The 25,360-nt window shown below is 70.6% G+C and carries 26 protein-coding genes and 1 tRNA gene; 19 read left to right on the plus strand and 8 right to left on the minus strand.

Translation table 11 applies throughout. The annotated features are described in order from the left end of the window. The first annotated feature begins 223 nt into the window (after positions 1–223). Both FHX81_RS22065 and FHX81_RS40685 read left to right on the plus strand, forming a co-directional pair. Positions 224–604 carry a PIN domain-containing protein gene (locus tag FHX81_RS22065; protein WP_141979955.1) on the plus strand — a complete coding sequence of 127 codons (381 nt, stop codon included), beginning with the start codon at positions 224–226 and terminating at the stop codon, positions 602–604. Positions 605–678: 74 nt separating this feature from the next. Next, a complete protein-coding gene (locus FHX81_RS40685) occupies positions 679–828 on the plus strand; it encodes a thioredoxin domain-containing protein (protein WP_170231856.1) in 150 nt (49 codons plus the stop codon). Between the two features lies 1 nt (position 829). On the opposite strand, the gene FHX81_RS43150 is transcribed toward FHX81_RS40685, so the two are convergent. Genes FHX81_RS43150 through FHX81_RS22075 form a run of 3 tightly spaced genes read right to left on the minus strand, consistent with a single transcriptional unit; the run spans position 830 to position 1,877 of the window. Then, positions 830–925, minus strand: coding sequence for a hypothetical protein (locus FHX81_RS43150; RefSeq protein ID WP_484336715.1), 96 nt, complete (start codon positions 923–925; stop codon positions 830–832). After that, positions 909–1,385, minus strand: coding sequence for a PIN domain-containing protein (locus FHX81_RS22070; protein WP_211363541.1), 477 nt, complete (start codon positions 1,383–1,385; stop codon positions 909–911). Before FHX81_RS22070 ends, FHX81_RS43150 begins: the two co-directional genes overlap by 17 nt. A gap of 3 nt (positions 1,386–1,388) precedes the next feature. Beyond that, positions 1,389–1,877 carry a helix-turn-helix domain-containing protein gene (locus FHX81_RS22075; RefSeq protein WP_170232127.1) on the minus strand — a complete coding sequence of 163 codons (489 nt, stop codon included), beginning with the start codon at positions 1,875–1,877 and terminating at the stop codon, positions 1,389–1,391. 98 nt (positions 1,878–1,975) lie between these two features. On the opposite strand from FHX81_RS22075, the gene FHX81_RS22080 reads away from it, so the two are divergent. From FHX81_RS22080 to FHX81_RS22095, 4 genes are all read left to right on the plus strand, one after another. After that, complete coding sequence (locus FHX81_RS22080; RefSeq protein WP_141979956.1) at positions 1,976–3,811, plus strand: NHL domain-containing thioredoxin family protein; 1,836 nt, start codon at positions 1,976–1,978, stop codon at positions 3,809–3,811. A gap of 36 nt (positions 3,812–3,847) precedes the next feature. Beyond that, positions 3,848–4,141 (plus strand): GroES family chaperonin, encoded by a 294-nt coding sequence (locus FHX81_RS22085; RefSeq protein WP_141984069.1) that lies wholly within the window; start codon positions 3,848–3,850, stop codon positions 4,139–4,141. A 99-nt stretch (positions 4,142–4,240) separates the two neighbouring features. Next, complete coding sequence (locus tag FHX81_RS22090) at positions 4,241–6,487, plus strand: VanW family protein (RefSeq protein ID WP_246107922.1); 2,247 nt, start codon at positions 4,241–4,243, stop codon at positions 6,485–6,487. Between the two features lie 46 nt (positions 6,488–6,533). Further along, positions 6,534–7,343, plus strand: coding sequence for a DUF1206 domain-containing protein (locus FHX81_RS22095; RefSeq protein ID WP_246107923.1), 810 nt, complete (start codon positions 6,534–6,536; stop codon positions 7,341–7,343). A gap of 148 nt (positions 7,344–7,491) precedes the next feature. Here FHX81_RS22095 and FHX81_RS22100 read toward each other — a convergent pair whose 3' ends face one another. After that, positions 7,492–9,330: an acyl-CoA dehydrogenase gene (locus tag FHX81_RS22100; RefSeq protein ID WP_141979957.1), complete on the minus strand. Its 1,839-nt coding sequence runs from the start codon at positions 9,328–9,330 to the stop codon at positions 7,492–7,494. A 179-nt stretch (positions 9,331–9,509) separates the two neighbouring features. Further along, entirely contained in the window at positions 9,510–10,199 is a 690-nt protein-coding gene (locus FHX81_RS22105; protein WP_246107924.1) for a response regulator transcription factor, read from the minus strand. 278 nt (positions 10,200–10,477) lie between these two features. Between FHX81_RS22105 and FHX81_RS22110 the strand changes: the two genes are divergently transcribed. The 4 genes from FHX81_RS22110 to FHX81_RS22125 all read left to right on the plus strand — a co-directional run bounded on the left by FHX81_RS22110 (position 10,478) and on the right by FHX81_RS22125 (position 13,752). Continuing rightward, positions 10,478–11,992 (plus strand): sodium:solute symporter family protein, encoded by a 1,515-nt coding sequence (locus tag FHX81_RS22110; RefSeq protein ID WP_141979959.1) that lies wholly within the window; start codon positions 10,478–10,480, stop codon positions 11,990–11,992. Between the two features lie 110 nt (positions 11,993–12,102). Continuing rightward, on the plus strand, positions 12,103–12,810 hold the full coding sequence (locus tag FHX81_RS22115) for a class I SAM-dependent methyltransferase (protein WP_211363542.1): 708 nt from the start codon (positions 12,103–12,105) through the stop codon (positions 12,808–12,810). A 97-nt stretch (positions 12,811–12,907) separates the two neighbouring features. Further along, positions 12,908–13,357, plus strand: a complete 450-nt coding sequence (locus FHX81_RS22120; protein WP_141979960.1) for a MarR family winged helix-turn-helix transcriptional regulator — start codon at positions 12,908–12,910, stop codon at positions 13,355–13,357. Beyond that, positions 13,354–13,752, plus strand: a complete 399-nt coding sequence (locus FHX81_RS22125) for a DUF5313 family protein (RefSeq protein WP_170232128.1) — start codon at positions 13,354–13,356, stop codon at positions 13,750–13,752. Before FHX81_RS22120 ends, FHX81_RS22125 begins: the two co-directional genes overlap by 4 nt. Before the next feature lie 406 nt (positions 13,753–14,158). On the opposite strand, the gene FHX81_RS22130 is transcribed toward FHX81_RS22125, so the two are convergent. Beyond that, a tRNA-Gly gene (locus FHX81_RS22130) sits at positions 14,159–14,229 on the minus strand. 74 nt (positions 14,230–14,303) lie between these two features. Between FHX81_RS22130 and dcd the strand changes: the two genes are divergently transcribed. Beyond that, a complete protein-coding gene (dcd, locus tag FHX81_RS22135; RefSeq protein ID WP_141979961.1) occupies positions 14,304–14,885 on the plus strand; it encodes a dCTP deaminase in 582 nt (193 codons plus the stop codon). Here the strand turns inward: dcd and FHX81_RS22140 are convergent. Beyond that, positions 14,882–15,865, minus strand: a complete 984-nt coding sequence (locus tag FHX81_RS22140; protein ID WP_141979962.1) for a cation diffusion facilitator family transporter — start codon at positions 15,863–15,865, stop codon at positions 14,882–14,884. The two genes, dcd and FHX81_RS22140, sit on opposite strands and share 4 nt — an antisense overlap. Positions 15,866–15,982: 117 nt before the next feature. Here FHX81_RS22140 and FHX81_RS22145 point away from each other — a divergent pair, with 117 nt between their 5' ends. Both FHX81_RS22145 and FHX81_RS22150 read left to right on the plus strand, forming a co-directional pair. Continuing rightward, entirely contained in the window at positions 15,983–17,278 is a 1,296-nt protein-coding gene (locus tag FHX81_RS22145) for a hypothetical protein (RefSeq protein WP_141979963.1), read from the plus strand. Positions 17,279–17,312: 34 nt separating this feature from the next. Further along, a complete protein-coding gene (locus FHX81_RS22150) occupies positions 17,313–17,696 on the plus strand; it encodes a phage holin family protein (protein WP_141979964.1) in 384 nt (127 codons plus the stop codon). 59 nt (positions 17,697–17,755) lie between these two features. On the opposite strand, the gene FHX81_RS22155 is transcribed toward FHX81_RS22150, so the two are convergent. Further along, entirely contained in the window at positions 17,756–20,029 is a 2,274-nt protein-coding gene (locus FHX81_RS22155; protein ID WP_141979965.1) for a (Fe-S)-binding protein, read from the minus strand. A gap of 140 nt (positions 20,030–20,169) precedes the next feature. On the opposite strand from FHX81_RS22155, the gene FHX81_RS22160 reads away from it, so the two are divergent. The 6 genes from FHX81_RS22160 (at position 20,170) to grpE (ending at position 25,360) form a co-directional block, all read left to right on the plus strand. Next, complete coding sequence (locus FHX81_RS22160; RefSeq protein ID WP_141979966.1) at positions 20,170–20,502, plus strand: DMT family transporter; 333 nt, start codon at positions 20,170–20,172, stop codon at positions 20,500–20,502. Next, entirely contained in the window at positions 20,489–21,022 is a 534-nt protein-coding gene (locus FHX81_RS22165; protein WP_141979967.1) for a TetR/AcrR family transcriptional regulator, read from the plus strand. Before FHX81_RS22160 ends, FHX81_RS22165 begins: the two co-directional genes overlap by 14 nt. Positions 21,023–21,045: 23 nt before the next feature. Beyond that, complete coding sequence (locus tag FHX81_RS22170; protein ID WP_141979968.1) at positions 21,046–21,615, plus strand: hypothetical protein; 570 nt, start codon at positions 21,046–21,048, stop codon at positions 21,613–21,615. A gap of 138 nt (positions 21,616–21,753) precedes the next feature. Continuing rightward, entirely contained in the window at positions 21,754–22,542 is a 789-nt protein-coding gene (locus FHX81_RS22175) for a DUF4097 family beta strand repeat-containing protein (RefSeq protein ID WP_141979969.1), read from the plus strand. A gap of 248 nt (positions 22,543–22,790) precedes the next feature. Further along, positions 22,791–24,644, plus strand: a complete 1,854-nt coding sequence (dnaK, locus tag FHX81_RS22180) for a molecular chaperone DnaK (RefSeq protein WP_141979970.1) — start codon at positions 22,791–22,793, stop codon at positions 24,642–24,644. Further along, positions 24,641–25,360: a nucleotide exchange factor GrpE gene (gene grpE, locus FHX81_RS22185; RefSeq protein ID WP_141979971.1), complete on the plus strand. Its 720-nt coding sequence runs from the start codon at positions 24,641–24,643 to the stop codon at positions 25,358–25,360. Before dnaK ends, grpE begins: the two co-directional genes overlap by 4 nt.

A 25,360-nucleotide genomic window follows, 5' to 3' on the forward strand; every position in this document is an offset into this window, starting at 1 on the left:
ACCCCGCGGTGCTGTCGGACCCCCGACCTGGCAGCACCGCGGGGTTTCCCGTGTCCGGCTACTCGGCCGTGGCCGAACCGTTCCAGTCGTCGTCCGTCGTCCGGCGGGCGCGCCTGATCATCACTATGTCCCCCTGCGTGTTCATTGCTGTCCCCCAATGGACCACTCCATGGTGCCATCGGGGTACGACAATTTCTTGAGGGTTTGCTGAGAGCATGACCCGATGACGCACCCGCTGCTGGTCGTCGACGCGGCCAACGTCGTGGGCTCGGTCCCGGACGGCTGGTGGCGCGACCGCGCCGGCGCCACCGCCCGCCTCCGCGACGACCTGGTGGAGGTGGCCGAGCACGGCCTGCCGGACCTGCCCGGCCCGCTGGAGGTCGTCCTCGTGGTGGAGGGCAGGGCCCGGCACGTCGAGTCGGTCCCGGGCGTCCGGGTCGTCTCCGCGCCCGCCTCGGGCGATGACGCGATCGTGGAGGTCGTCCGCGCCACCCCACCCGACCGCCCGTGCACCGTCATCACCGCCGACCGCGCGCTGCGCGATCGGGTGACGGCCCTGCACGCCACCGTCCTCGGCCCGCGCACGGTCCGCCGCCGCCCGTAGTGGCCCCGAACCCGCACCGTCCCAATCGGTGGACGGGGAAATGGCTCGGACCGCGAGTCGTGTCGGATCGGGACGTGACGACCGCACAACGACGCCGTGCCCGGGTCCGCGCCCCCGAGCTGGTGGGTCGCGGGTGGCTCAACACGGGTGGGCGGGACATCAGGCCGGCCGACCTGCGCGGCAAGGTGGTGCTGCTCGACTTCTGGTCGTTCTGCTGCCAGTAGGTCAACTTCTCCAAGTGCTGCGGTGTCGCCGACAGACCTCCGCAAAGCCTGGACAACCATGTCCTTCGTTGCCCAGCACGTCAAGCAGGTCGTCCACTGACCGCGGAGCACGGCGGTAACGGGAAACCTGCCGCCGCAGCGGCGTCCGGGAACAGGTCGAGCTGGTCCTGTAGGAAGTCGTCCTGGTGCACCGCTACCACGTCGTACTCCTGGAGCACGCTGTCCGGGAAGTCCTTCAAGTTCTCGGTCACCAGGACTTCGGCTCCCCCTCGAACAGCGGCGGCGAGGACGTGCCGGTCCTTCGGGTGGTTCTCCATCGAGTCGATCAGGTGCTCGTAGCCCAGAACTCGCGCATCGGGGAAGTGGCAGGTCATCTGGTCGACGCGGTGGGCCACCTGTTCTGCTGTCGCACCGCGCTTGAGCATGTTGCGGTCGAGTTCGGTGAGCACGCCCTCAGACCAGAGCGGTCGGTAGACTCCGCTCTCGGCGACGCTCAGAAGCGTGTCGCACAGGTATGGCTTGAGCAGCACGCAGGTGTCGAGGAAGACGGGGAACAAGAATCACCTGTGCTCGTCAGTCGGCATCCGCTCGAACGGCGTGTCCAGAGGCAGGTCGTACAAGCCGCCTTCCTCACCGGCCCGCACCATCTCGTCCAGACCGACCGCCCGTGCCCGGCGGGCGCGTTCCCGGTACGCGAGCAGGTCGGCCAGTCGGACCCGGCGATGCCGGTTCGGTTGCTCGTACGGGATCTCTCCCGCTTCGAGCAGGCGCACCAGGGTCGGCCGCGAAACACCGAGCAGTTGCGCGGCCTCGCTCGTGGTCAGGACGGTGTGCTGGGGTGCGACGGTGATCGCCAAGCCTTGGGACATGGCGGCCACGACGCTGCGGAGCACGTCGAACACTTCAGCGGGCAGTTCCAGTCGAGTGCCGTCCGGGGCGAGCAGTGCGGCGGTTCCGCCACCTGGGCGGGCCAATGCCGCGACCCAGGACGACAGCGCTTCCGAACTCGCAGGCGGCAGCAGCGTGCGTTCTCCCATGGTCGCTGTCATGTAGCTACAGTAGCGCGAAACGAACAGAACGAAAGATCGTTCATCCACATGGTGGACGTCTGAAATAAGCCAGTGCGCGAGTCGTGTTGGATCGGGACGTGACGACCGCACAACGACGCCGTGCCCGTGTCCGCGCCCCCGAGCTGGTGGGTCGCGGGTGGCTCAACACGGGTGGGCGCGACATCAGGCTGGCCGACCTGCGCGGCAAGGTGGTGCTGCTCGACTTCTGGTCGTTCTGCTGCATCAACTGCCTGCACGTGCTCGACGAGCTGCGCCCGCTCGAAGCCGAGTTCGCCGACGTCCTGGTCACGGTCGGCGTCCACTCGCCCAAGTTCGCGCACGAGGCGGAGCCCGCCGCGCTCGAAGCGGCCGTCGAGCGGTACGAGGTGGAGCACCCCGTGCTGGACGACCCCGAGCTGACCACGTGGCAGAACTACGCGGTGAAGGCGTGGCCCACGCTCGTCCTGGTCGACCCCGAGGGCTACGTCGTGCACGTGGCCTCCGGCGAGGGCCACCTCGACGCGCTGCGCCAGATCGTGTCCGAGATCGTCGCCGAGCACGACGCGAAGGGCACCCTGCACCGCGGCGACGGCCCGTACGTCGCCCCGCCGCCCCGCGAGACCGAGCTCCGGTTCCCCGCCAAGGCGGTCCTCACGCCGAACCACACGTTGCTGGTCAGCGACTCCGCGCACCACAGCCTGGTCGAGCTCGACCTCGACGGCGAGACCGTCCTCCGGCGCATCGGCACCGGGGAACGCGGCCGCCGCGACGGCCTGGAGCCCACCTTCTCCGAACCCGCCGGCATCGCGCTGCTGCCCGCCGACGTCGCCGCCGGGGTCGGCTACCACGCGGTCGTCGCCGACACGGTCAACCACCTGCTGCGCGGCCTGAACCTCGACACCGGCGAGGTCACCACCGTCGCGGGCACCGGCGAGCAGTGGCGCGACGGCGACACCGACGGCCCCGCCGAGGCCGTCGACCTCACCAGCCCGTGGGACGTGGCCTGGTGGGAGCCCGCGGGCGGCGTGGCCATCGCGATGGCGGGCAACCACACGCTCGGCCTGTTCCGGCCGCGGGAGCGCCGCGTCGAGCGGCTCGCCGGCACCACCGTCGAAGGCCTGCACGACGGCCCGGCCGCGGAGGCGTTCTTCGCCCAGACCTCGGGCCTGGCCGCCGACGGCGACCGGCTGTGGCTGGTCGACTCCGAGACGTCCGCGCTGCGCTGGCTGGACGCCGACCGCACCGTGCACACCGCGATCGGCAAGGGCCTGTTCGACTTCGGCCACCGCGACGGCCCGGCCGACCAGGCGCTGCTCCAGCACCCGCTGGGCGTCACCGTCCTGCCCGGCGGCCAGGTCGCCGTCGCCGACACCTACAACGGCGCCATCCGCCGCTACGACCCGGCCACCGGCGAGGTGTCCACCCTGGCCACGGACGTCGCCGAGCCGTCCGACGCGGTCCTGGTCGACGGCGAGCTGGTCGTCGTGGCCTCCGCCGCCCACCGCCTGGAACGCCCGGTCGCGCCCGGCGCGAAGCTGGTCAGCGGCGAGGCGCACCAGGTGCGCCGGCCGCCGTCGGTGATCGCGTCCGGCGACGTGGAGATCGCGGTCGTGTTCACCCCGCCGACCGGGCAGAAGCTGGACGACCGGTTCGGCCCGTCCACGCGGCTGGAGATCACCAGCTCCCCGCCGGAGCTGCTGGCCGAGGGCGCGGGCGTCGGCACGGACCTGGTGCGGGCGCTGCGCGTCGCCGAGGGCTTCACCGAGGGCGTCCTGCACATCGTCGCCCAGGCCGCGAGCTGCACGGACGACCCGAGCGTCGAGCACCCGGTGTGCAAGCTGGCCCGGCAGGACTGGGGCGTGCCGGTCCGGGTGGTGGAGGACGGGCCCCGGCGGCTACCCCTCATGATGGGCGGCCTCGACGAAGGCATCTAGACTCTGCGAGTGCCCGATGTCAAGCTCGAAATCCAGATGCTGCACGACCGCGTGATGGTGCGGATATCGCCGGAGGACGGAGAACGCCGCAGCAGCGGTGGCATCGTGATCCCGGCGACCGCCCAGATGGCGAAGCGCCTGGCCTGGGGGGACGTGCTCGGCGTCGGCACGAACGTGCGGCACGTCAAGGTCGGCGACCGGGTGCTGTTCAACCCCGAGGACCAGTTCGAGGTCGAGGTGCAGGGCAACACCTACCTCGTCATGAGGGAACGGGACGTGCACGCGACCGCGACCGAGCGGACCGACCACGGGACCGGGCTCTACCTGTGAGATTCGCGGTGAGACCTGTGAACCACCCGACCGTGATCGACGCGTGACGACGGTCGGGTAAGCAGTCCCAGGACCTTGCGAGAGGCAAGAGGGGGAGCGGTGCCGGAGAACCAGCGACCGGAGTACGACGCTGAGCGGACCAAGGCGATGGAGCCGGTCCGCCCGTCGGGCACCGCTTCGGAGCGGACGACGAAGATCACCGCCGGGTCGGCGGCCGAGGCCGAGTGGCCCCAGGAGGAGCCGGACACCGAACCGGACACCCGCGAGGACTCCTCGGCCACGGTCCGCAACGTGACGCCGCCGTCGACCGCCGGCGACAACGCGACGGCCCCGCCGAGCGTCTCTCCTCATGTGACGCAGCAGCACCCGCCGCGCAACGCGCAGCAGAACCCGTCGAGGGGCCCGGACGCCACCCAGGCGATCCCGCCGGCCGGCGACCGGACGCGCGCCCTCGCACCCCCGCCGTCCGCCGAGCGGACCCAGATGATCAACACCCCGCCTGGTGGCTTCGACCGGCCGCCGTCGCCGTCGGAGGCCACCACGGTCTTCGCCGCGCCGGTGTCCGTGCCCCCGGGCCCGGAGCCGCAGGCGACCGTCCACGGCCCGGTGATGGTCGACGGCGACGAGGCGGCCGACGAGGCGGACGCCCGCCGCAAGCGGCTGCGCAAGGGCGGGCTGATCGCCGCCGCCGTGCTCGGCGTGCTGGTCGTGCTCTACGGCCTGGACCTGGTCATCTCCGGCGGTGACGTGCCGCGCGGCGTGACCGTGGCGGGCGTGGACGTCGGCGGCCTGAGCCGCCCCGACGCCGAGCAGAAGCTGCGGGACGAGATCGGTCCCCGCCTGGCCGCGCCGGTGAAGGCGCGCGCGGGCGACGTGGAGACCGCGGTGGACCCGAAGGCGGCCGGCCTGGAGCTGGACTGGACCGCCACGCTGGACCGCGCGGGCAGCCAGCCGCTGTCCCCCGTCACCCGCATCACCTCGTTCTTCACCTCCCGCGAGGTCGGCTTCGCCACCGCGGGCGACCCGGGCAAGCTGACCGCCGCGCTGGAGGCGCTGCGCGCCGAGACCGACCACGACCCGGCCGAGGGCACCATCCGCTTCGAGGGCGCCACGCCGGTCGCGGTCGACCCGAAGCAGGGCCAGAAGCTGGACGTGCCGGGCGCGACGGACAAGCTGCTGGCCGACTGGGCCGACGGCGGCACGGTCGAGCTGCCGGTGGCCACCACCCCGGTCAAGACGACCAAGGAGGGCGTGGCGAAGGCGCTGGAGGAGGTCGCCAAGCCCGCCACCGCCGCGCCGCTGATCATCCAGGGCGAGGGCAAGGACGCGACGCTCACGCCCGAGCAGCTGGCCACCGTGCTGGTGTTCGAGCCCGCCGACGACGGCAGCCTGACCGCGAAGGTCGACAACGGCAAGGTCGTCGAGCACGCCGGTCCGCAGCTCAAGGACACGGAGAAGGAGGGCAAGGACGCCCAGATCGTGTTCGAGGGCGGCCGGCCGGTGGTCAAGGAGTCCGTCGACGGCCTCGGCATCGACTGGGACAAGTCCCTGGCCACGGCGCTCGAGGTGCTCAAGCGCGACAACGAGCGCGCCATCAAGGCCGAGTACAAGCACACGCCCGCGAAGGTGACCACCGAGCAGGCGAACAAGATGGGCATCAAGGAGGTCATCGGCGAGTTCCAGACCGGTGGCTTCGTGGCCGCGTCCGGCACCAACATCCGCGTCGTGGCCGAGAAGGTGAACGGCGCGATCGTGAAGCCGGGCGAGACGTTCAGCCTGAACGGCTACACCGGCCCGCGCGGCACCGCGCAGGGCTACGTCGAGGCGGGCATCATCGAGAACGGCGTGCCCGGCAAGGCGGTGGGCGGCGGCATCTCGCAGTTCGCCACCACGCTCTACAACGCGGCCTACCACGCGGGCATGAAGGACGCGGGCCACAAGGAGCACAGCTACTGGATCTCGCGGTACCCGAAGGGGCGCGAGGCCACCGTGTTCATGGACGGCGCGGGCAACAGCCTGATCGACATCAAGTTCACCAACCCGGACGAGACCGGGGTGGCGATCCAGACGATCTGGACCCCGTCCTCGATCAAGATCGTGCTGTGGGGCACCAAGAACTACGACGTGACGGGCTCGACCAGCGCCGAGTTCAACCACACGCAGCCGCAGGAGCGCAAGGTCGACAAGCCGGACTGCCAGGCCAGCGCCGGCTCGCCGGGCTTCTCGGTGACCGACACCCGCACGATCACCGACCGCCGCACGGGCCAGAGCCGGCAGGAGAGCCGGACGGTCCGGTACGACCCGCAGTACAAGATCGTGTGCGAGCCGCCGCCCCCGGGCGGCTGAGCAGGCACGACGGTTCACGGTAGCCACGATTGGGTATCACCCGGTCGTGGCTACCAACGTGCAAGAGGTGCGGAGACATCCCGCGGTCCAGGCCTTCGGCCGCGCCGGGATGGTGTGCTACGGGCTCGTCCACGTCCTCTTGGCGGCGTTGACGGCACAGGTCGTCCTCGGTGACACCGGGGAGAAGACCGACCAGAAGGGTGCGGTCGCCACCCTCGCCGAGACGTCGCTCGGCCCGGTCCTGCTGTGGGTCCTGGCCCTCGGCCTGTTCGCGTTCGCCGTGTGGCAGCTCGCCATGGCCGCCGGCGGGTACGGGTGGGTCACGAAGAAGCGCAAGCGGATCTACCGGCGGTGCGGGTCCGTCGGCCGTGCCATCACCGGCACGGTGATCGGCATCGCCGCGATCAACTACGCGACCGGCACGTCCCAGAAGAGCGGCACCGAGCAGTCCCAGACGTGGACCGCGCGGCTGCTGGCGCTGCCGTTCGGTCAGGTCCTGGTGGGTCTGGTGGCGTTGTTCGTCATCGGCCTCGGTGTCATGGTGGCCCGCAAGGGCGTGAAGAAGTCCTTCGAGGACGACCTGAACATGTCGGAGCTGCCGCCGGCGACGCGCTCGTGGGTGGAGCGGCTGGGTCGGATCGGCTGGATCGGCAAGGGCGCGTCGTACGCGCTCATCGGCGTCCTGGTCGCGTTCGCCGCGATCAACGCCGACCCGTCGGAGTCCGGCGGCATGGACAAGGCGCTGCACACGCTGGCCGCGCAGCCGTACGGCGTGATCGCGCTGGCGGTGATCGCGGTCGGCTTCCTGGGCTTCGGCGCGTACTGCTTCGCGGCCGCCAAGGCGCACAAGGGCTGAGCCGCGCGCGAACGGCAACAGCGGAAGGGCGGCACCCCGCGGGGTGCCGCCCTTTCACCTGTCGAAGCACGCGCAGGGGTCCCCGCCCAGGGGGACCCCTGCTTTCATCCTGCCCGAGGGGTCTGACAATTCCGGCTGTCCGGCCGGGTCAGAAGGAGGCCTCGTCCACGTCCATGAGGGCGTTGTCGGTGGCCTCGGCGATCTTGCGGCGGGCGGTGAGCTCCGGCAGCACGGTCTTGGCGAAGAACGACGCCACCGCGATCTTGCCCTCGTAGAACGCCTTGTCCTTGGCCGACACCGGGCCGTCGAGCTTGGCCAGCGCCACGTCGGCCTGGCGCAGCAGCAGCCAGCCCACGAGCACGTCACCGGCGGTCATCAGCAGGCGGACGGTGTTCTGGCCGACCTTGTAGAGGTTGCGGACGTCCTCCTGCGAGCTGGTCAGGAAGCCGATCATCGCGCCGAGCATGCCCTGGAGGTCTTCGAGCGCCCGCTTGAGCAGCGCCCGCTCCTCCTTCAGCCGGCCGTTGCCGCCCTCGTTGTCGAGGAACTGCTGGATCTCGCCGTTGAGGAAGCCCAGCGCCTGGCCCTTGTCGCGGATGATCTTGCGGAAGAAGAAGTCCAGCGACTGGATCGCGGTGGTGCCCTCGTACAGCGAGTCGATCTTGGAGTCCCGGATGTACTGCTCGATCGGGTACTCCTGCAGGAAGCCGGAACCGCCCAGGACCTGCAACGACTGTGCCAACTGCTCGTACGCGCGCTCCGAGCCGACGCCCTTGACGATCGGCAGCAGCAGGTCGTTGACCTTCTCCGCCAGCTCCTTGTCCGCCCCGCCCAGGGCGATCTTGTCCTGCTGCGTGGCGGTGTAGAGGTAGACGGCGCGCAGGCCCTCGGCGTAGGCCTTCTGCAGCATCAGCAGGCGGCGCACGTCCGGGTGGTTGGTGATGGTGACGCGCGGCGCGGTCTTGTCCGTCATCCGGGTCAGGTCGGCGCTCTGCACCCGCTCCTTGGCGTAGGACAGGGCGTTGAGGTAGCCGGTCGACAGGGTGCCGATGGCCTTCGTGCCGACCATCATCCGCGCGTACTCGATGACCTGGAACATCTGCGCGATGCCGTCGTGCACCTCGCCGAGCAGCCAGCCCTTGGCCGGGACGCCGTGCTGGCCGAACGTCAGCTCGCACGTGGTCGAGACCTTGAGGCCCATCTTGTGCTCGACGTTGGTGACGAAGGCGCCGTTGCGCTCGCCGGTCGACTCACCGGTCTCCGGGTCGAAGTGCCACTTCGGCACGAGGAACAGCGACAGGCCCTTGGTGCCCGGCTTCGGCTCGATGCCGGGGCCCTCGGGACGGGCCAGCACCAGGTGCATGATGTTCTCGGTCATGTCCTGGTCGGCGGAGGTGATGAACCGCTTCACGCCGTCGATGTGCCAGGTGCCGTCGTCCTGCAGGGTGGCCTTGGCGCGGCCCGCGCCCACGTCGGAACCGGCGTCCGGCTCGGTCAGCACCATGGTGGCGCCCCAGCCGCGCTCGATCATGATCTCGGCCCAGCGCTTCTGCTGCTCGGTGCCGTTGCGGTAGACGACCGAGGCGAAGTTCGGGCCGGCCAGGTACATGTAGATGGCCGGGTTCGCGCCCAGGATCAGCTCGGAGGCCGCCCACTGGACCGACGGCGGGATGCCGAAGCCGCCCAGCTCGTTCGGCAGCGACAGCCGGTACCACTCGCCGTCCCAGACGGCCTGGTAGGACTTCTTGAACGACTCCGGCAGCGTGGCCGAGTGGGTCTTCGGGTCGAAGACCGGGGGGTTGCGGTCGGCGTCGGCGAAGGACTCCGCCAGCGGCCCGACCGCCAGGTTGTTGAGCTCGGCAAGCACGCCGCGCGCGGTGTCCTCGTCGGACTGCTCGAACGGCCCCGTGCCGAGGTGGTCCTGCACGTTGAAGACCTCGAACAGGTTGAACTCGAGGTCCCGGACGTTGCTCTTGTAGTGACCCATCTCGTCGCTCACTCCATGCTGGTCGGGGCGGTCCCCCTACTGACCGGTAACAACAGGGTATTACCTGTCAGTAACCCCGGCAAGGCCGAGGAGCGGGGTGTGGCGAACCAGACGTCACTGAGCTGCGGTTTTCGTGCCGGAGATCGACTTGTTCCTTCGGTGCCGCCGAGCGCGGGACGTCACACCAGGCGAACGGTGCCACCCGACAGCAGGCCGGCCTGGTAGGCCAGGGAGACGGCGTGCGTCCGGTCGCGGGCGCGGAGCTTGCGCAGGATGTTCTTGACGTGGGTGCGCACGGTCTCCACGGAGACGTACAGCTCGTTCGCGACCGCCTGGTTCTCCATGCCGTCCGCGATGAGTTGCAGCACCTCGTACTCGCGACGGGACAGGGAGCGGCGGGTGCCGGCCTCGGCGGTCGGGGTGAAGCCGACGGCCAGGGGTGCGAGCGTCGGGTCCAGGTACGTCCGCTCGGCGTGCGTGCGGGAGATGGCCTGCAGCACCTCGGTGATCCCGCCCTCCCGCGGCACCATCCCGCACACGCCCGCGGTCAAGGCCGAGCGCACGTACTTCGCGGTCCGGTGCGGCTCGCGCACCAGTGACACCACGACGAGCGACGGGTCGCTGCCGGTCAGCAGCGTGGCCAGGTGGCCTTGCGGGTCCAGGACGGAGTCGACCAGCAGCACGTCGGGCCGCAGCCGCTCGTGCAGCCGGACGGCGGTGTGCAGGTGCCCGGTCGCGCCCAGCCAGTGCATGGCGGGCGTGCGCCGGACCACGGCGGCGAGCCCCTCGCGGAACAGGGGCACGGGGTCGACGAGCGCGACCCCCGGGCCGGGGACGGGAGCGGGGGTGCGCCGATCCCCGCCTGGCACGAGCGGACGCACGTTGACACCGGTTCGCATGAGGGTGCGACCACGTCCGCGACCAGCCATGACGCGATTCCGCCCAACTTCTTTCCGTAGAAACGCGGTTCCCTGCTGGTCATGTATATGAACAACGATCACAAGTGTGACTCAATGACTGTTCGTAGCCTTCCGCGCGGCGCAACGGCCTCGTAAGACGTACGTCACACACCCATGTGGGGCGCCGCGCACCGCCGCCGCTCCCAACACGCGCAGCCACCCATGGGCCGAACACTCGTGGAGGCCTCATGGAAACCCTCGACTGGGTCGTCGTCGGTGGGTACTTCTTCGTGATGGTGGCGATCGGCTACTGGTCACGCGGGCGGATCAAGAACATCGCCGACTTCTTCACCGCGGGCGGCAAGATGCCCTGGTGGCTGTCCGGCATCTCGCACCACATGTCCGGTTACAGCGCCGTCATGTTCGTGGCCTTCGCCGCCGAGGCCTACCGCCTCGGGCTGACCGTCTACATCTGGTGGGCGCTGACGATCGGTGTCGGTGTCGGCATCGGCGCGTTCCTGTGGGCGGGCACGTGGAACCGGCTGCGCTCCAAGCACGGCGTCAAGTCGCCGCTGGAGTACCTGGCCCGGCGCTACAACGTGCCGACCCAGCAGATCATGGCGTGGGCCGGCGCGGCGCTGAAGGTCGTCGACATCGCGGCCAAGTGGGTCGCGGTCGCGCTGCTGCTGCAGGGCTTCGCGGGTGTGCCGGTGTGGCTCGGCATCACGCTGGTCGGCGTCGTCACCATGGTCTACTCGGTGATGGGCGGCCTGTGGGCCGACGCGCTGACCGACTTCGGCCAGTTCATCATCCAGGGCCTCGCGGGCGTGGCCATGTTCGTCGCGGTCGCCGCGCACTTCGGCGGCCTCGACTTCATGTGGACCATCTGGGACGAGCTGCCCGAGTCGCACTCCGACCCGCTGTCGGGCCAGTACACGCTGATCTTCTTCATGGCGCTGTTCCTGATCAAGACGCTCGAGTACAACGGCGGCATGTGGAACCTGGCGCAGCGCTACATGGCCGCGCCGTCCGGTGCCGCGGCCAAGCGGTCGGCGCTGCTGTCGAGCGTGCTGTGGCTGGTGTGGCCGCTGATCCTGTTCTTCCCGATGTGGGCCGCGCCGCTGATCGTGCCGGGCATGGAGGCCAACGCCGAGCAGGCCTACGTCGAGATGGGCAAGGCCATGCTGCCCGCGGGCATGGTCGGCCTGGTGCTGGCGGGATTCTTCTCGCACACCATGGCGATGGTGTCGTCGGACGCCAACGTGATCTCCGCGGTCATCACCCGGGACATGCTGCCCAAGCTGTGGAAGGGCGTGACGCGGCTGGGTGAGGCGGCCCAGCTGCAACTGGCCCGCGTCACCACGTTCCTGTTCATCGGGCTGAGCATGACGATCGCGTTGACCGCCGACACCAAGGGCTTCGTGCTCAAGGTGGTGATCGCCCTGGTGGCGGCCACGATGGGCCCGATCGCGATCCCGCTGATGCTCGGCATGCTGCCGTGGTTCAAGAAGGTCGGCCCGACCGCCGCGACGAGCTCGGTGATCGGCGGCCTCGGCACGTGGGCCGTGCTGTACGTGCTGCAGCAGAACAAGGTCGAGTTCGTCACCCAGGCGGTGATCGTGTCCTGGCCGCTGCTGGTGTCGCTGGTGCTGTACCTGGTGGTCGGCCTGCTGATCAAGCCGGAGCCGTCGGCCGAGCGGGAGGCGCTGGTCGAGTCGCTGCGCACGGACCCCGACGAGGAGAAGGTGCCCACGCGCGCCTGATCACCGTCCTCGGGTCGTTCCCGCTGTGCGGGCGCCGTCGTGCGCCCGCGCAGCGGTCGGCGGAGCCGGATGCCCGCTAAACCGATTGCCCCCGGTCATACCGTCGGGAGATGGACCAGGGGATCAGGCAGTTCTACGAGCTGGGCTACGAGGACGAGCGGCTGCGCGTCGGCGGGAACGGCCGGTTGGAGTTCCTGCGCACGCAGGACGTCGTGCGGCGGTTCGTCGGTGAGCGCAGTCGTGTGCTGGACGTCGGCGGGGCGACCGGCGTGCACGCGGAGTGGCTGGCGCGGGACGGGCACGACGTGGTGCTGGTGGACGCCATGCCGTCGCACGTCGAGGTGGCCGGCGCGCTGCCCGGGGTGTCGGCGGTCGTGGGCGACGCGCGCGACCTGCCGGTCGACGGGCCGTTCGACGTGGTGCTGCTGTTCGGGCCGCTCTACCACCTGCCCGAGCGGGCGGACCGGCTGCGGGCGTGGCGGGAGGCGCTGCGGGTGGTGCGGCCCGGCGGGGTGGTGCTGGGCGCGGTGATCGGGCGGTTCGCGGCGCTGCTCGACGGGTTGCGCAGGGACTTCGTGCTCGACCCGCGGTACCGGGACGTCGTGGCGCGGGGGATCCGGACGGGGCGGCACCTGCCGCCGACCGACACGCCCTGGTTCACCACCGCGTACCTGCACCACCCCGCGGAGGCGGCGGAGGAGGCGCGGGAGGCCGGGCTGGACGTGGTCGGCACGTTCGCGCTGGAGGGCGTGGCCTGGCTGCGGTCCGACGCCGACCTGGACGACGCCTTCGCCGACCCCCGGTCCTGGACTACCTGATGTGGGCGTTGCGCCAGGTCGAGCAGGAGGAGTCGGTGCTGGGCGCCTCGTCACACCTCATCACGGCGGCCGCGCGCCCGATGTAGTGTGGGTGCTAATGATTAGTGCACAAAACGTCGAGGACCCGCTGGCCCTGGAACGGCAGGTCTGCTTCGCGCTGTCCATCGCGTCCAGGAACGTGGTCGCCGTCTACCGGCCGCTGCTGGAGCCCATGGGGCTCACCCACCCGCAGTACCTGGTGATGCTGGCCCTGTGGGGTCGTGCGCCGTTGTCGGTGAAGGAGCTGAGCCGGTTGCTCGCGTTGGAGCCCGCGACGCTGTCGCCGCTGCTCAAGCGGCTGGAGGCGATCGGGTACGTGACCCGCTCGCGGGACGCGGCCGACGAGCGCCAGCTCGCCGTGACGCTGACGGAGGAGGGTGCGGCGCTGCGCGAGCAGGCGCTGGCCATCCCGCCGGCGGTGGTGGAGCGGTTGGGCATGTCGCTGGACGAGCTGCGCGACCTGCACGCCGTGCTGACCAGGGTGATCGCCGCGACGGAGCGGTCGTGAAGGGGCCGTCCGCACCGCTGCGGGTGTGGTACCTGCTCGGCGGCCGGCTGCCGATGCGGCACCGGGAGTGGGTGTTCCGGCAGGCGACCAAGCCGACGTGGCTGGCGTGGTTCGGCGTGCGGATGTTCCTCCAGGTCCTGCCGCTGACGGTGGTCATCGCGCTGGCGTTGGTGCTGGGCCTGGGCTCGCCGTGGCCGCTGGCCCTCGCGTGCGGGTCGCTGGGGTTGGTGGTCGGCGTGTACTTCGGCGTGTCGTACGCGATCGAGAGCACCGACCACCGGATGACGAAGTACGGCTACCCGGCGGGCGCGGCGGCGGCCGTGCGCAAGGAGCGGGCGGCGCGGGACCAGGAGCGCTACGAGCGGGCTTGGCGTTCGCCGGAGAACGGGTCCTGAGTTCGCGGGCCGGTGCCCTGGCGTGCGGTGGTGTGGAGTGGCGGACGGCGGCCGCGTTCGGTCTCGGTGTCACCCGGACCACCCGCCTCCGCTGACCGCGAGGCACCGGACGCCCCGTCGGTGCGGCCGACCAAGGGATGCGGTCCTCGAGATCGAACGTGCTGCCGTCGAGTGCCGGTGCCTCGGCGGTGGAACCGGACGGAAGCGGTTCACCGCGCTCTCGACGCAACTCGAGGTGCAGCCGCACCGCTTCGCGCATTCCTTCGAGAGCTCCGGCCTCCGAGGCGCCGACGGCAACGCATCCGGGGAGATCGGGCGGAGGAGACGGCCGTCCGGGGCGCCCGGTGCCGCGCGGCTCGCAGACGAAGGGCCCGGGTCGGTCTCGACCCGGGCCCTTCGCGCGCTGAGCGGGTGACGGGAATCGAACCCGCCTCTACAGCTTGGGAAGCTGTCGTTCTACCAATGAACTACACCCGCGTGCGTGCGGCACCGATCATACACACAAAGGCGGTGGGCGCGGGGGCGGGTGGGGCGTCACCTAGGCTGTGCCCGTGCTGCTGAGTGACCGTGATCTGCGCAAAGAGGTCGAGTCCGGCCGGTTGGTGCTGGAGCCGTTCGACGACGTCATGGTGCAGCCGTCCAGCATCGACGTCCGGCTGGACCGGTTCTTCCGCGTCTTCAACAACACCCGGTACACGCACATCGATCCCGCGATGCAGCAGGACGACCTGACGTCGCTGGTCGAGCCGGTCGACGACGAGCCGTTCGTGCTGCACCCCGGCGAGTTCGTGCTCGGCTCGACGTTCGAGCTGGTCACCCTGCCCGACGACCTGGCGGGACGGCTGGAGGGCAAGTCGTCGCTCGGCCGCCTCGGCCTGCTCACGCACTCGACGGCGGGCTTCATCGACCCCGGCTTCTCCGGCCACATCACGCTGGAGCTGTCGAACGTCGCCAACCTGCCCATCACGCTGTGGCCGGGCATGAAGATCGGCCAGCTCTGCCTGTTCCGGCTGAGCAGCTCGGCCGAGTTCCCGTACGGCTCGACCCAGGCGGGCTCGCGGTACCAGGGGCAGCGCGGTCCCACGCCGTCGCGCGCGTACCTGAACTTCCACCGCACGGACACGCGGCGCTAGAGCTCCAGGTCGCCGTACCGGGCCAGCACCCGCGACCTCAGCTCGGGATCGGTGCGCGGCACGGGTTCCAGGAACACCTCGTCCAGCTCGGCGTGCGCGGCCCGCAGCTCGGCGTCGATCCGCACGCACGCCCGTTCCAGGTCGGCCGCGCCCAGGGTGTCGTCGAAGTCGAGCCGCGCGCACACCAGCACCCGGTCGGTGCCGACGGCCATCGTCAGCAGGTCCACCACCTGCTCGACCTCCGGTGCCTCCCGCAGCTGCGACCACACCGCCCGCACCAGCACCGGGTCGGCCTGCCTGCCGATCAGCAGCCCCCGGTTGGTGGACGCCAACGTGTACGCGGCGAACGCGAGCAGCACGCCGATCGCCAACGACGCCACGCCGTCCCACACCGACGACCCGGTCAGGTGGTGCAGCCCCAGCCCGCCGAACGCCAGCAACAACCCGACCAGCGCGGCCGAGTCCTCCAGGAACACCGTCTTCACCGTCGGGTCGTCCGACACGCGCAGGAACGCGAGCATCGACCGCCCCTCGGCCCGCGCCTCCCGCCGCACCTGCCGCACGGCCTGCGTCCACGACACCGACTCCAGCGCGAACGCCAACGCCAGCACCACGTACCCGACGACGGGGTTGCCCTGCTCCTCCGGCGCGCCGAACACGGTCCGGAACCCCTCGTAGAACGCGAACACCGCACCGGACACGAAGATGGACACGGCGGCGAGCAGCGACCAGAAGTACCGGTCCTTGCCGTAGCCGAACGGGTGCCTGCGGTCCGCGGGCCGCGCCGACCTGCGCAACGCGGTCAGCAGCAGTGCCTCGGTGATCGTGTCGGCGACGGAGTGCGCCGCCTCGGCCATCATCGCCGCCGACCCGGTGATCACCCCGGCGATCGCCTTCATCACCGCGATGGCGAAGTTCACGGCCAGGGCGAGCAGGACGGTGAGGGTGCTCCCGCCGCCCTTCGACTGATCGGCTGCCATGCCCCGACGTTAGGCGCGACCGGCGCGTTCCGCCGGGTGTGACCGCCCTCACGAAACGATCGCGATCACCGGGACGACGTCGAGGTGACAGGGTCTTTCTTCCGGGGGGAAATCCAGGTGCGCAACCTGACCGGCCGTCTCGCGGCCTCGTTCGCGGCCGTGGGAGTGGCGACGCTCGTGGGCCCGCTCGCGGTGGCGGCGGAGAACACCGTCACGATCGAGGGCCTGGTGTGGTTCGACCGCGACGCCGACGGCGTGGTCGACGCGGGCGAGCCGCCGCTGGCCGACGGGCTCGGGGTGTCCGTCTTCGACGCCAGGACCAAGGCGTTGATCGGCGAGTACGGCACCGACGCGAGCGGCCGGTACCGGGCCGAGGGCCTGCCGGACGTGCCGTTGGCGATCTACAACTACAACACCGAGTTCTACCAGGCCACGACGCCGTCGACGGTCAACCCGCACAGCGGTGGCGGCACGCTGGACTTCGGCTTCCGCGGCGGGACCGTGCGCGGGTTCTCGTTCGACGACGCCAACCGCGACGGCGTGCGGCAGACGCACGAGGCCGACGTGCCGGGTGGGCCGACGGTGCGGCTGGAGCACCCCAAGACGAAGGTCCCGCCGGCCACGCGCGGTGTGCGGGGCGAGTACGAGTTCACCGACGTGCCCGTCGGAGTCCACACGTCGGTCGTCGCCGACACCGTGCCGGAGATGAAGGTGGCGGCGCCGGTGAGCGAGCACGACGTCGACCCCGCCACCCGCCGGAAGGACATCGTGGTGCGGGCGGGTGAGACGACGCGCGTGGACGTCCGCTACACGCACCTGGACGCCGACTTCGTGGCCGGCGCGCCGCGGCTGGAGCCCGCCGAGGACGCCTACCGGCCGGGTGACGTCGTCACGCTGGTCGTGCCGGTGACCAACCGGGGCGAGGCGCGGGACAACCCGGAGATGGTGGTGTTCGGGTCGACGCCGGAGTTCGTCGGCGCGGCCGACCACGTCCGGGTGATCACGCCGGGTCAGGAGTTCAGCCTGCGTGACCCGATCGCGGTGGGCGAGACCGTCGACGTGCGGTTGACCTACCGGTTGGGCGATCCGGCGTTCGACCGGTTCCACCTGCTCATCCGACCGGTGTCGGTGTTGGGGCACAAGGAGACGAACTTCGCGGACAACCACGCGATCGTGCCGTTGAAGTACACGACCGGGGAACAGCCGACCACGACCACGCCTCCGACGACGACGGCGCCCACGCCCACGACCTCGACCACCACGACCGCTCCGGCCGTGGTGCGGGTGTCGAGCGGCACCAGCGGGTTGGCGCGCACGGGCGCGGCGCCGTTGCCGTTGCTGGTCGTCGGCGGCCTGCTGATCGGCGGCGGCGCGTTGGCCTTCTTGGCGGCACGCGGGCGTCGTCGCGCCTGACCCGTTCGGACGACCGCTGCCGTTAGCCTGCGGCATGGGCATTTTGGTGCAGGTACTGCTGACGGCGGTGGCGGTCTGGGTCGCCACGCTCATCCCGGGCATCGACCTGGAGGAGGGCGCGTCGACGCCCGCGAAGATCGGCACGCTGATCGGCGTCGCGCTGCTCTTCGGCCTGGTCAACGCGGTGGTCAAGCCGCTGGTGAAGTTCTTCGGCTGCCTGTTCTACCTGGTCACGCTCGGCTTGATCGGCCTGGTGGTGAACGCCCTGCTGTTCTGGCTCACCGGCTGGCTGGCGAACGAGCTGGGCCTGCCGTTCGACGTCACCGGCTTCTGGCCCGCGTTCTGGGGCGCGATCATCGTCGCCCTCGCGGGCTGGGTCCTGAACATCGTCTACGACCGCGTCACCGATCGCGACTGACCTCGACACGACGAACGCCCCCGGTCCGAACAGGACCGGGGGCGTCCGTCCACGACCGACTAGTTCGAGGAGGCCTTGTCCTCGTCCGGCAGCGGCGTGCCGGTCGGGGTCTCGTCCGTCGGGACGTCGCCGCGTTCCAGGGCCAGGCCCCGGCGCACGGACGTCAGCAGCAACTGGGCCACGTCCACGACCTCGACGTGCGAGCCCGCCGTGCCCTCGTTCTGCCGGGCCGTGACGCCGTCGGTCAGCATCACGCGGCAGAACGGGCAGCCCGTCGCGATCTTCGACGGCGCCGTGCCCAGCGCCTCGTCCACGCGGTCGAGGTTGATGCGCTTGCCGATGCGCTCCTCCATCCACATGCGCGCGCCGCCGGCGCCGCAGCACATGGAGCGCTCCTCGTGGCGCGGCATCTCGCGCAGCGTCGCCCCGGACGCGCCGACCAGCTCGCGCGGCGCCTCGTAGACCTTGTTGTGCCGGCCCAGGTAGCACGGGTCGTGGTAGGTGACGTCCTCGGCGACCTCGGCCACCGGCACCAGCCTGCGCTCGCGCACCAGCCGGTTGAGCAGCTGCGTGTGGTGCACGACCTCGAACTGGCCGCCGACCTGCGGGTACTCGTTGGCCAGGGTGTTGAAGCAGTGCGCGCACGTCACGACGATCTTGCGCTGACCGGGCTCGCGACCGTCGAACACGGTGTTGAGCACCTCGACGTTCTGCTGCGCCAGCATCTGGAACAGGAACTCGTTGCCCGCGCGCCGCGCCGGGTCGCCGGTGCAGCTCTCCTCCGGCCCGAGGACGGTGTACTTGACGCCCGCGGTGTGCAGCAGCTCGGCCACGGCCCGCGTGGTCTTCTTGGCCCGGTCCTCGAACGCACCCGCGCAGCCGACCCAGAACAGGTACTCGGCGTCACCCAGCTCGCCGTCGAACACGGGCACCTCGAAGTCGAGGCCGTCGGTCCACGCGAGGCGGTCCTTGGCGTTCTGCCCCCACGGGTTGCCCTTGTTCTCCAGGTTCTTGAACATGCCGCCGAGCTCGGACGGGAAGTTCGACTCGATCAGCACCTGGTAGCGGCGCATGTCGACGATGTGGTCGACGTGCTCGATGTCGACCGGGCACTGCTCGACGCACGCGCCGCAGGTCGTGCACGACCACAGCACCTCGGGGTCGATCACGCCCAGCTCGTCCGCGCCGCCGACCAGCGGGCGCTCGGACTCGGCCATCGCCAGCACGTCGATGGACTCCAGGCGCTTCTTGTAGTCCTCGTACTTGTCCTCGACCAGGCCGACCTCGTCGCCCGCCATGTCGCGCGAGCCACCGGCCAGCAGGTACGGCGCCTTGGCGAACGCGTGGTCGCGCAGCTGCGTGATGACGAGCTTCGGCGACAGCGGCTTGCCGGTGTTCCACGCCGGGCACTGGGACTGGCAGCGGCCGCACTCGGTGCAGGTGCTGAAGTCCAGCCAGCCCTTCCAGGAGAAGTCCTCGACCTTGCCGACGCCGAACACGTCCTTGTCGGGGTCGGCCTCCTCCAGGTCGAGGACCTTGCCGCCGCTCATCATCGGCTTGAGCGCGCCGAGCGCGACGCCGCCGTCGTCCTCGCGCTTGAAGTAGATGTTGAAGAACGCGCTGAACCGGTGCCAGGCCACACCCATGGTGAGGTTCTTCGACACCACGATCAGCCAGACCATGCCGGACAGCAGCTTCGTGATCGCCATGATCGAGACCCAGTCGGGGCTCGCGGGCAGGATGTCCGCCAGCGGCGCGGTGACGAACGACGTCCACAGCGGCGGGTCCTCCAGGCCGGAGGCCTGCTTGAACGCCTTGACGCCGAGGATGCCGAGGCCCTCGATGATCACGACCGCTTCGACGAAGTACGCGGACTTGAAGTCCGAGCCCGCGAACCGCGACACCCGGTCGGCGCGGCGCGGGTGGTTGAGCTGGCGGATGATCGCGAGCGCGACGCCGCCGACCACGGTGCCGATGCCGAGCAGCTCGACCAGCAGCAGCCACAGCGACCAGGTGCCGATGACCGGCCAGTGGAAGCCGGGGTCGAACACCTCGCCGTAGGCCTCGAACAGCACCGCGGAGCCGATCAGGAAGCCCCACATCACCATCCAGTGCCAGGGCGCGACCTTGCGGAACTTGGCCATCCGGGTGTGCGCGACGAACTCCACGATCAGCGTGCGCAGGCGTGGCACGAACGGCCCGTTGCGGGTGGCGTCGGGCTGGCCGAGGCGGATTATCTTGATCATCCGCATGACACCGGCGACGAACAGACCCCAGGCGAACACGCTGACGGCGACGCCGATGGCGCCGAGGGTGAGCTGGAGGGCTCCCATTGTGGTGGCGGCCTTTCTCGTCCGTTCTCCTGGCTGGGCAGCCTACGCCCGATTACTGGCCGGTAACCACTTGGACGTGGCAGATCGCATACGGTCGGTAGACTAGTGGAACAATCGTTCAACTTTTCTGGGGGCGGGACGTGCTCGTGTACCTGGCGCTGGCCGTGGCGATCGTCGGCGAGGTCACCGCCACCGTGTTCCTCAAGCTGTCCGAGGGCTTCTCGAAGCCGCTCCCGTCGGTCGTGGTCGTCGTGGGGTACCTGATCGCGTTCGGGGCCTTGAGCAAGGTGCTGCAACTGGGCATGCCGATCGGCGTGGCGTACGCGATCTGGTGCGCCTTCGGGATCGCCGCGGTCGCGAGCGTCGGCGTGCTGGTGTTCGGCGAGCCGCTGAACGCCACGATGGTGGTCGGGCTGGTGCTCGTGATCGCGGGCGTGGTGGCCATCGAGGTGGGCAGCGGTGCCGCCGCCTGACGGCCGCCGGGCCCGCGGCGACCGGCGCCGGCGGGCCATCCTGGAGGCCGCGCTCCGGGTCGTGGAGCGGGACGGCGTGGCGGGCGTCAGCCACCGGTCCGTGGCCCGTGAGGCGGGCGTGCCCACGACCTCGACGACCTACTACTACGCGACGTTGGACGACCTGCTGATCGCCACGCTCACCTGGTCGGCGGAGGAGATGGCCGCGAGCTTCCGCGACGTGCCCCCGACGCCCGCGGCCGTGGCCCGGTTCATCGCCGACGCCGCGGGCGCGCACCGGGGGCGCACGCTCGCCGAGTACGAGCTGTACCTGCTGGCGGCACGCCGCCCGGAGCTGCGCCCGGCCGCGCGGCGGTGGATCTCGCTCATGGCCGACGTGGCCGGCCCGGGCGACCCGGTGGCGCTGCGGGCGGCCCTCGCGGGCCTCGACGGGCTGCTGATCCAGGCGTTGATCGCGGAATTCCCCCCAATGGCGGAGGATTTGGAACCGGTCGTGTCCCTTCTGATGCCCGGCGGATGACCTTCGCGCGGGACACTGGTGGCATGAGGTTCGCCGGTCGTGAGTCGTGGCAGGTGTCGCACGGGACGAATCAGACGGTCAACACCGCTCTGTTCATCCGTGACACGCTCGCGCTCTCGGTCGAGACCGTGCCCGAGCTGCCGGGCCTGGACCCGTCGGTGCCGGTCGTCGTGCCGCCGGGGGTCGACCGGGCGGGTGCGGCCGAGGAGTGGCTCGGCTGGTGGGCCGACGTGCTCGACTACGCCCGTGTCGAGCTGCCCGGCGGCACGCCCACCGACCCGTCCGGCCAGTCGTTGCAGGTGCGGCCCGCGCTGCGGGCGGCGGTGCTGGCGCTGGGCCCGGCGGCGGCCGAGTTCGACCACCGGTACGTGACGTCGCGGGGCGCGTTGCCGATCGGCGAGGTGGTGCGCGGCGTCGAGGGCCGGATCGGGCGGTACGTGCGGCCGTTCCGGCTGGTGATCACCGAGGTGCCGGTGCAGGGCCTGGTGTGGGAGCGGATGACGGAGACGCACGTCATCGCCTCGCAGCGCTTCCTGGTCGACCCGGCCCGCTCCGCGCCCGCCCTGCGCGCCGTCGTCGAGTCCCTGGCCTGACCCCTCCCCGCTGACGGATCGCTGACCGCGGGGGTAGGGACAACCCCCGTATCCGGTCGGGGGTCTTCCTGGTGGGCCGGGCCGCCGGGTACCCCTAACTTGAACGTCGACAGACCTTGACGTCCGAGGGGGGCAGCGGTGGTTAAGCGGATCGCGTTGGTGGCCGGGGTGGCGGTGGCCGCCGCACTGGCGCTGTCGTCGTGCGTGCGACTGGTGCAGAACGGCTTCGACGACCGGCACTCGGTGACCGACCAGGTGACCGAGGTGCGGCTGCAGAACGGCTCGGGCGACGTGGTGGTCCGCAGCAAGGAGGGCGCGACCGAGACCGAGGTCCGCCGGCACGTCGAGTACCCCAAGGACGCCGAGAAGCCCAGCGGCGTCTCCCACCGCGTGGAGGGCTCCACCCTCGTGCTGGACGGTTGCGGCAGCCGCTGCACGGTGAACTACGAGGTCACCGTCCCGTCCAAGGACGTCCGGATCACCGGCGAGAACACGTCCGGCACGGTCCGGCTGGAGAGCGTCGCGAGCGTCGAGGTCGAGGTCGGCTCGGGTGACACCACGGTCCGCGACGTGGCGGGCGTGGTGCGGGTCGACACCAGCTCGGGCGACCTGACCGTGTCCGACGTGGGTGGCGAGTTCACCGGCAAGGTCGGCTCGGGCAGCTCCAAGCTGACCGGCATGCGCGGCCCGGTGACCATCGACAGCACGTCCGGCGACGTGGACGTGCGGCTGGCCGCGGTCAACTCCGTGCGGGCCGACGTCGGCAGCGGCAGCGTGACGGTGGACGTGCCGGAGGGCGCCTTCAAGATCGACGTCGAGACGGGCAGCGGCGAGAAGGACATCAAGGTCAAGCACGACCCGAACGCCGCCGCCACGCTCACCCTGCGCTCGAGCAGCGGTGACGTCACCGTGCGGACGGCCGCCTAGGCGGCTCCTCCCCCTGATCGTCGGCCCCGGTCGGTGACGCCCCGCGCGTCGCCCGGCCGGGGCCGACGCGCTCGTCCGGCGGGTGAGGTGTCCCGGATCACCCCGGCCCGGGAACACCGGGACCGGCCCGTCCGTTGGACAGGCAGAAAGATTGAGCCGGGTGGACTCAAGTCCGGCCGAGCCGGCTAAACTTGAGTCGGTACCGCTCAACGCGGGGCTCTCACAGACGCACTACCAGGAGGAATCCAATGGCGCGAGCGGTCGGCATCGACCTGGGGACGACCAACTCCGTCGTCGCGGTTCTCGAGGGTGGCGAGCCGACGGTCATCGCCAACTCCGAGGGGTCGCGCACCACCCCGTCCATCGTGGCCTTCGCCAAGAACGGCGAGGTGCTCACCGGTCAGCCCGCCAAGAACCAGGCGGTGACCAACGTCGACCGGACGATCCGGTCCGTCAAGCGCCACATCGGCACGGACTGGAAGACCGCCGACATCGACGGCAAGCAGTACACGCCGCAGGAGATCAGCGCGCGCGTGCTGATGAAGCTCAAGCGCGACGCCGAGGCCTACCTGGGCGAGGAGATCACCGACGCGGTCATCACCGTCCCCGCCTACTTCGAGGACGCCCAGCGGCAGGCCACCAAGGAGGCCGGCCAGATCGCGGGCCTCAACGTGCTGCGCATCGTCAACGAGCCGACCTCCGCCGCCCTGGCCTACGGCCTCGACAAGGGCGACAAGGAGCAGACCATCCTGGTCTTCGACCTCGGTGGCGGCACGTTCGACGTCTCGCTGCTGGAGCTCGCCGAGGGCGTCGTCGAGGTCAAGGCGACCTCCGGTGACAACCACCTCGGCGGCGACGACTGGGACCAGCGGATCGTGGACTGGCTGGTCGAGCGGTTCAAGCAGAGCAACGGCATCGACCTGACCAAGGACAAGATGGCGCTGCAGCGCATCCGCGAGGCCGCCGAGAAGGCCAAGATCGAGCTGTCCAGCTCGAACAACGCCTCCATCAACCTGCCCTACATCACCGTGGACTCGGACAAGAACCCGCTGTTCATGGACGAGACGCTGTCGCGCGCCGAGTTCCAGCGCATCACCAACGACCTGCTGGAGCGCACCCGCGCGCCGTTCAACAACGTGATCAAGGACGCCGGCATCAGCGTCGGCGACATCGACCACGTGGTGCTGGTCGGCGGTTCCACCCGCATGCCCGCGGTGGCCGAGCTGGTCAAGGAGCTGACCGGCGGCCGTGAGCCGAACAAGGGCGTGAACCCGGACGAGGTCGTCGCGGTCGGCGCGGCCCTGCAGGCCGGTGTGCTGAAGGGCGAGGTCAAGGACGTCCTGCTGCTCGACGTCACCCCGCTGTCCCTGGGCATCGAGACCAAGGGCGGCGTGATGACCAAGCTCATCGAGCGCAACACGACGATCCCGACCAAGCGCTCGGAGATCTTCACCACCGCCGACGACAACCAGCCGTCCGTGCAGATCCAGGTGTTCCAGGGCGAGCGCGAGTTCGCCCGGGACAACAAGAAGCTCGGCATGTTCGAGCTGACCGGCCTGCCCCCGGCCCCGCGCGGCGTCCCGCAGATCGAGGTCACCTTCGACATCGACGCGAACGGCATCGTGCACGTGTCCGCCAAGGACATGGGCACGGGCAAGGAGCAGCGGATGACGATCACCGGCGGCTCCGCGCTGCCGAAGGACGACATCGAGCGGATGATCAAGGACGCCGAGGCGCACGCCGAGGAGGACAAGCGCCGCCGCGACGAGGCCGAGGTCCGCAACCAGGCCGAGACGCTGGTCTACCAGACGGAGAAGGTCCTCAAGGAGAACGAGGACAAGATCCCGGCCGAGGTCAAGGACAAGGTCACCGCGGCCGTCGCCGAGACCACCGAGGCGCTCAAGGGCGAGGACATCGCCAAGATCCGCGCCGCCGTGGAGAAGCTCGCCACGGAGTCCCAGGCCATCGGCCAGTCCCTGTACGCCAACTCCGCACCCACGGCCGACGCCGCGGGCGCCGCCGGCGGCACGTCCGCCGGTGACGCCCCCAAGGCCGACGACGTGGTGGACGCGGAGATCGTCGACGAGGACGAGAAGAAGTGACCCAGCCCGAGGAACAGCCCCACGTGGTGGTGCGCGACCGCAGGCGCGTCGACCCGGAGACGGGTCAGGTGCGCCAGGAACCGGCCGACGAGCACGCCGAGGCGTCGTCGGCCGGCGCCCCGACCGGCGCCACCGAGTCCGAGAGCGGCGGCAAGCACGCCGCGCCCGAGTCGCCCGGGACGCCCGGGTCGCCCGAAGAGGCGTCGGTCGTGTCCGTCGACCCGTCCGTCGAGCTCAAGGCGCAGCTCGACGAGCGGACCGCCGACCTGCAGCGGCTGACCGCGGAGTACGCCAACTACCGCAAGCGCGTCGAGCGCGACCGGGAACTGGTGATCACCACGGCCAAGGCGCAGGTGGCCGGCGAGCTGCTGGCCGTGCTGGACGACATCGAGCGGGCCGGCGCGCACGGCGACCTCACCGGCGCGTTCAAGGCGGTGGCCGACAAGCTCGTCGCCGCCCTGCACGGCACCGGGCTCGAGCCGTTCGGGCACGAGGGCGAGGAGTTCGACCCGTCCGTCCACGAGGCCGTGCAGCACGGCACCTCGCCGGACGTCAGCGGGCCGACCGTCACCGCCGTGCTCCGCCGCGGCTACCGGTTCGGCGAGCGCGTGCTGCGGCCCGCGCTGGTCGCCGTGACCGACCACGAACCGGCCGCCGCGCAGCCGGTCGTCGACGAGGCCGCCGACAAGCCGGTCGAAGAGCAGCAGCAGGACTGA

It is taken from the genome of Saccharothrix saharensis (assembly GCF_006716745.1).
GTDB lineage: Bacteria > Actinomycetota > Actinomycetes > Mycobacteriales > Pseudonocardiaceae > Actinosynnema > Actinosynnema saharense.

Coding starts and splice junctions, on each gene's coding strand:
- FHX81_RS22065 (WP_141979955.1), top strand. CDS start 224: ATGACGCACCCGCTGCTGGTCGTCGACGCGGCCAACGTCGTGGGCTCG.
- FHX81_RS22075 (WP_170232127.1), bottom strand. CDS start 1,877: ATGACAGCGACCATGGGAGAACGCACGCTGCTGCCGCCTGCGAGTTCG.
- FHX81_RS22085 (WP_141984069.1), top strand. CDS start 3,848: ATGCTGCACGACCGCGTGATGGTGCGGATATCGCCGGAGGACGGAGAA.
- FHX81_RS22100 (WP_141979957.1), bottom strand. CDS start 9,330: ATGGGTCACTACAAGAGCAACGTCCGGGACCTCGAGTTCAACCTGTTC.
- FHX81_RS22110 (WP_141979959.1), top strand. CDS start 10,478: ATGGAAACCCTCGACTGGGTCGTCGTCGGTGGGTACTTCTTCGTGATG.
- FHX81_RS22115 (WP_211363542.1), top strand. CDS start 12,103: ATGGACCAGGGGATCAGGCAGTTCTACGAGCTGGGCTACGAGGACGAG.
- FHX81_RS22120 (WP_141979960.1), top strand. CDS start 12,908: ATGATTAGTGCACAAAACGTCGAGGACCCGCTGGCCCTGGAACGGCAG.
- FHX81_RS22140 (WP_141979962.1), bottom strand. CDS start 15,865: ATGGCAGCCGATCAGTCGAAGGGCGGCGGGAGCACCCTCACCGTCCTG.
- FHX81_RS22150 (WP_141979964.1), top strand. CDS start 17,313: ATGGGCATTTTGGTGCAGGTACTGCTGACGGCGGTGGCGGTCTGGGTC.
- FHX81_RS22155 (WP_141979965.1), bottom strand. CDS start 20,029: ATGGGAGCCCTCCAGCTCACCCTCGGCGCCATCGGCGTCGCCGTCAGC.
- FHX81_RS22170 (WP_141979968.1), top strand. CDS start 21,046: ATGAGGTTCGCCGGTCGTGAGTCGTGGCAGGTGTCGCACGGGACGAAT.
- dnaK (WP_141979970.1), top strand. CDS start 22,791: ATGGCGCGAGCGGTCGGCATCGACCTGGGGACGACCAACTCCGTCGTC.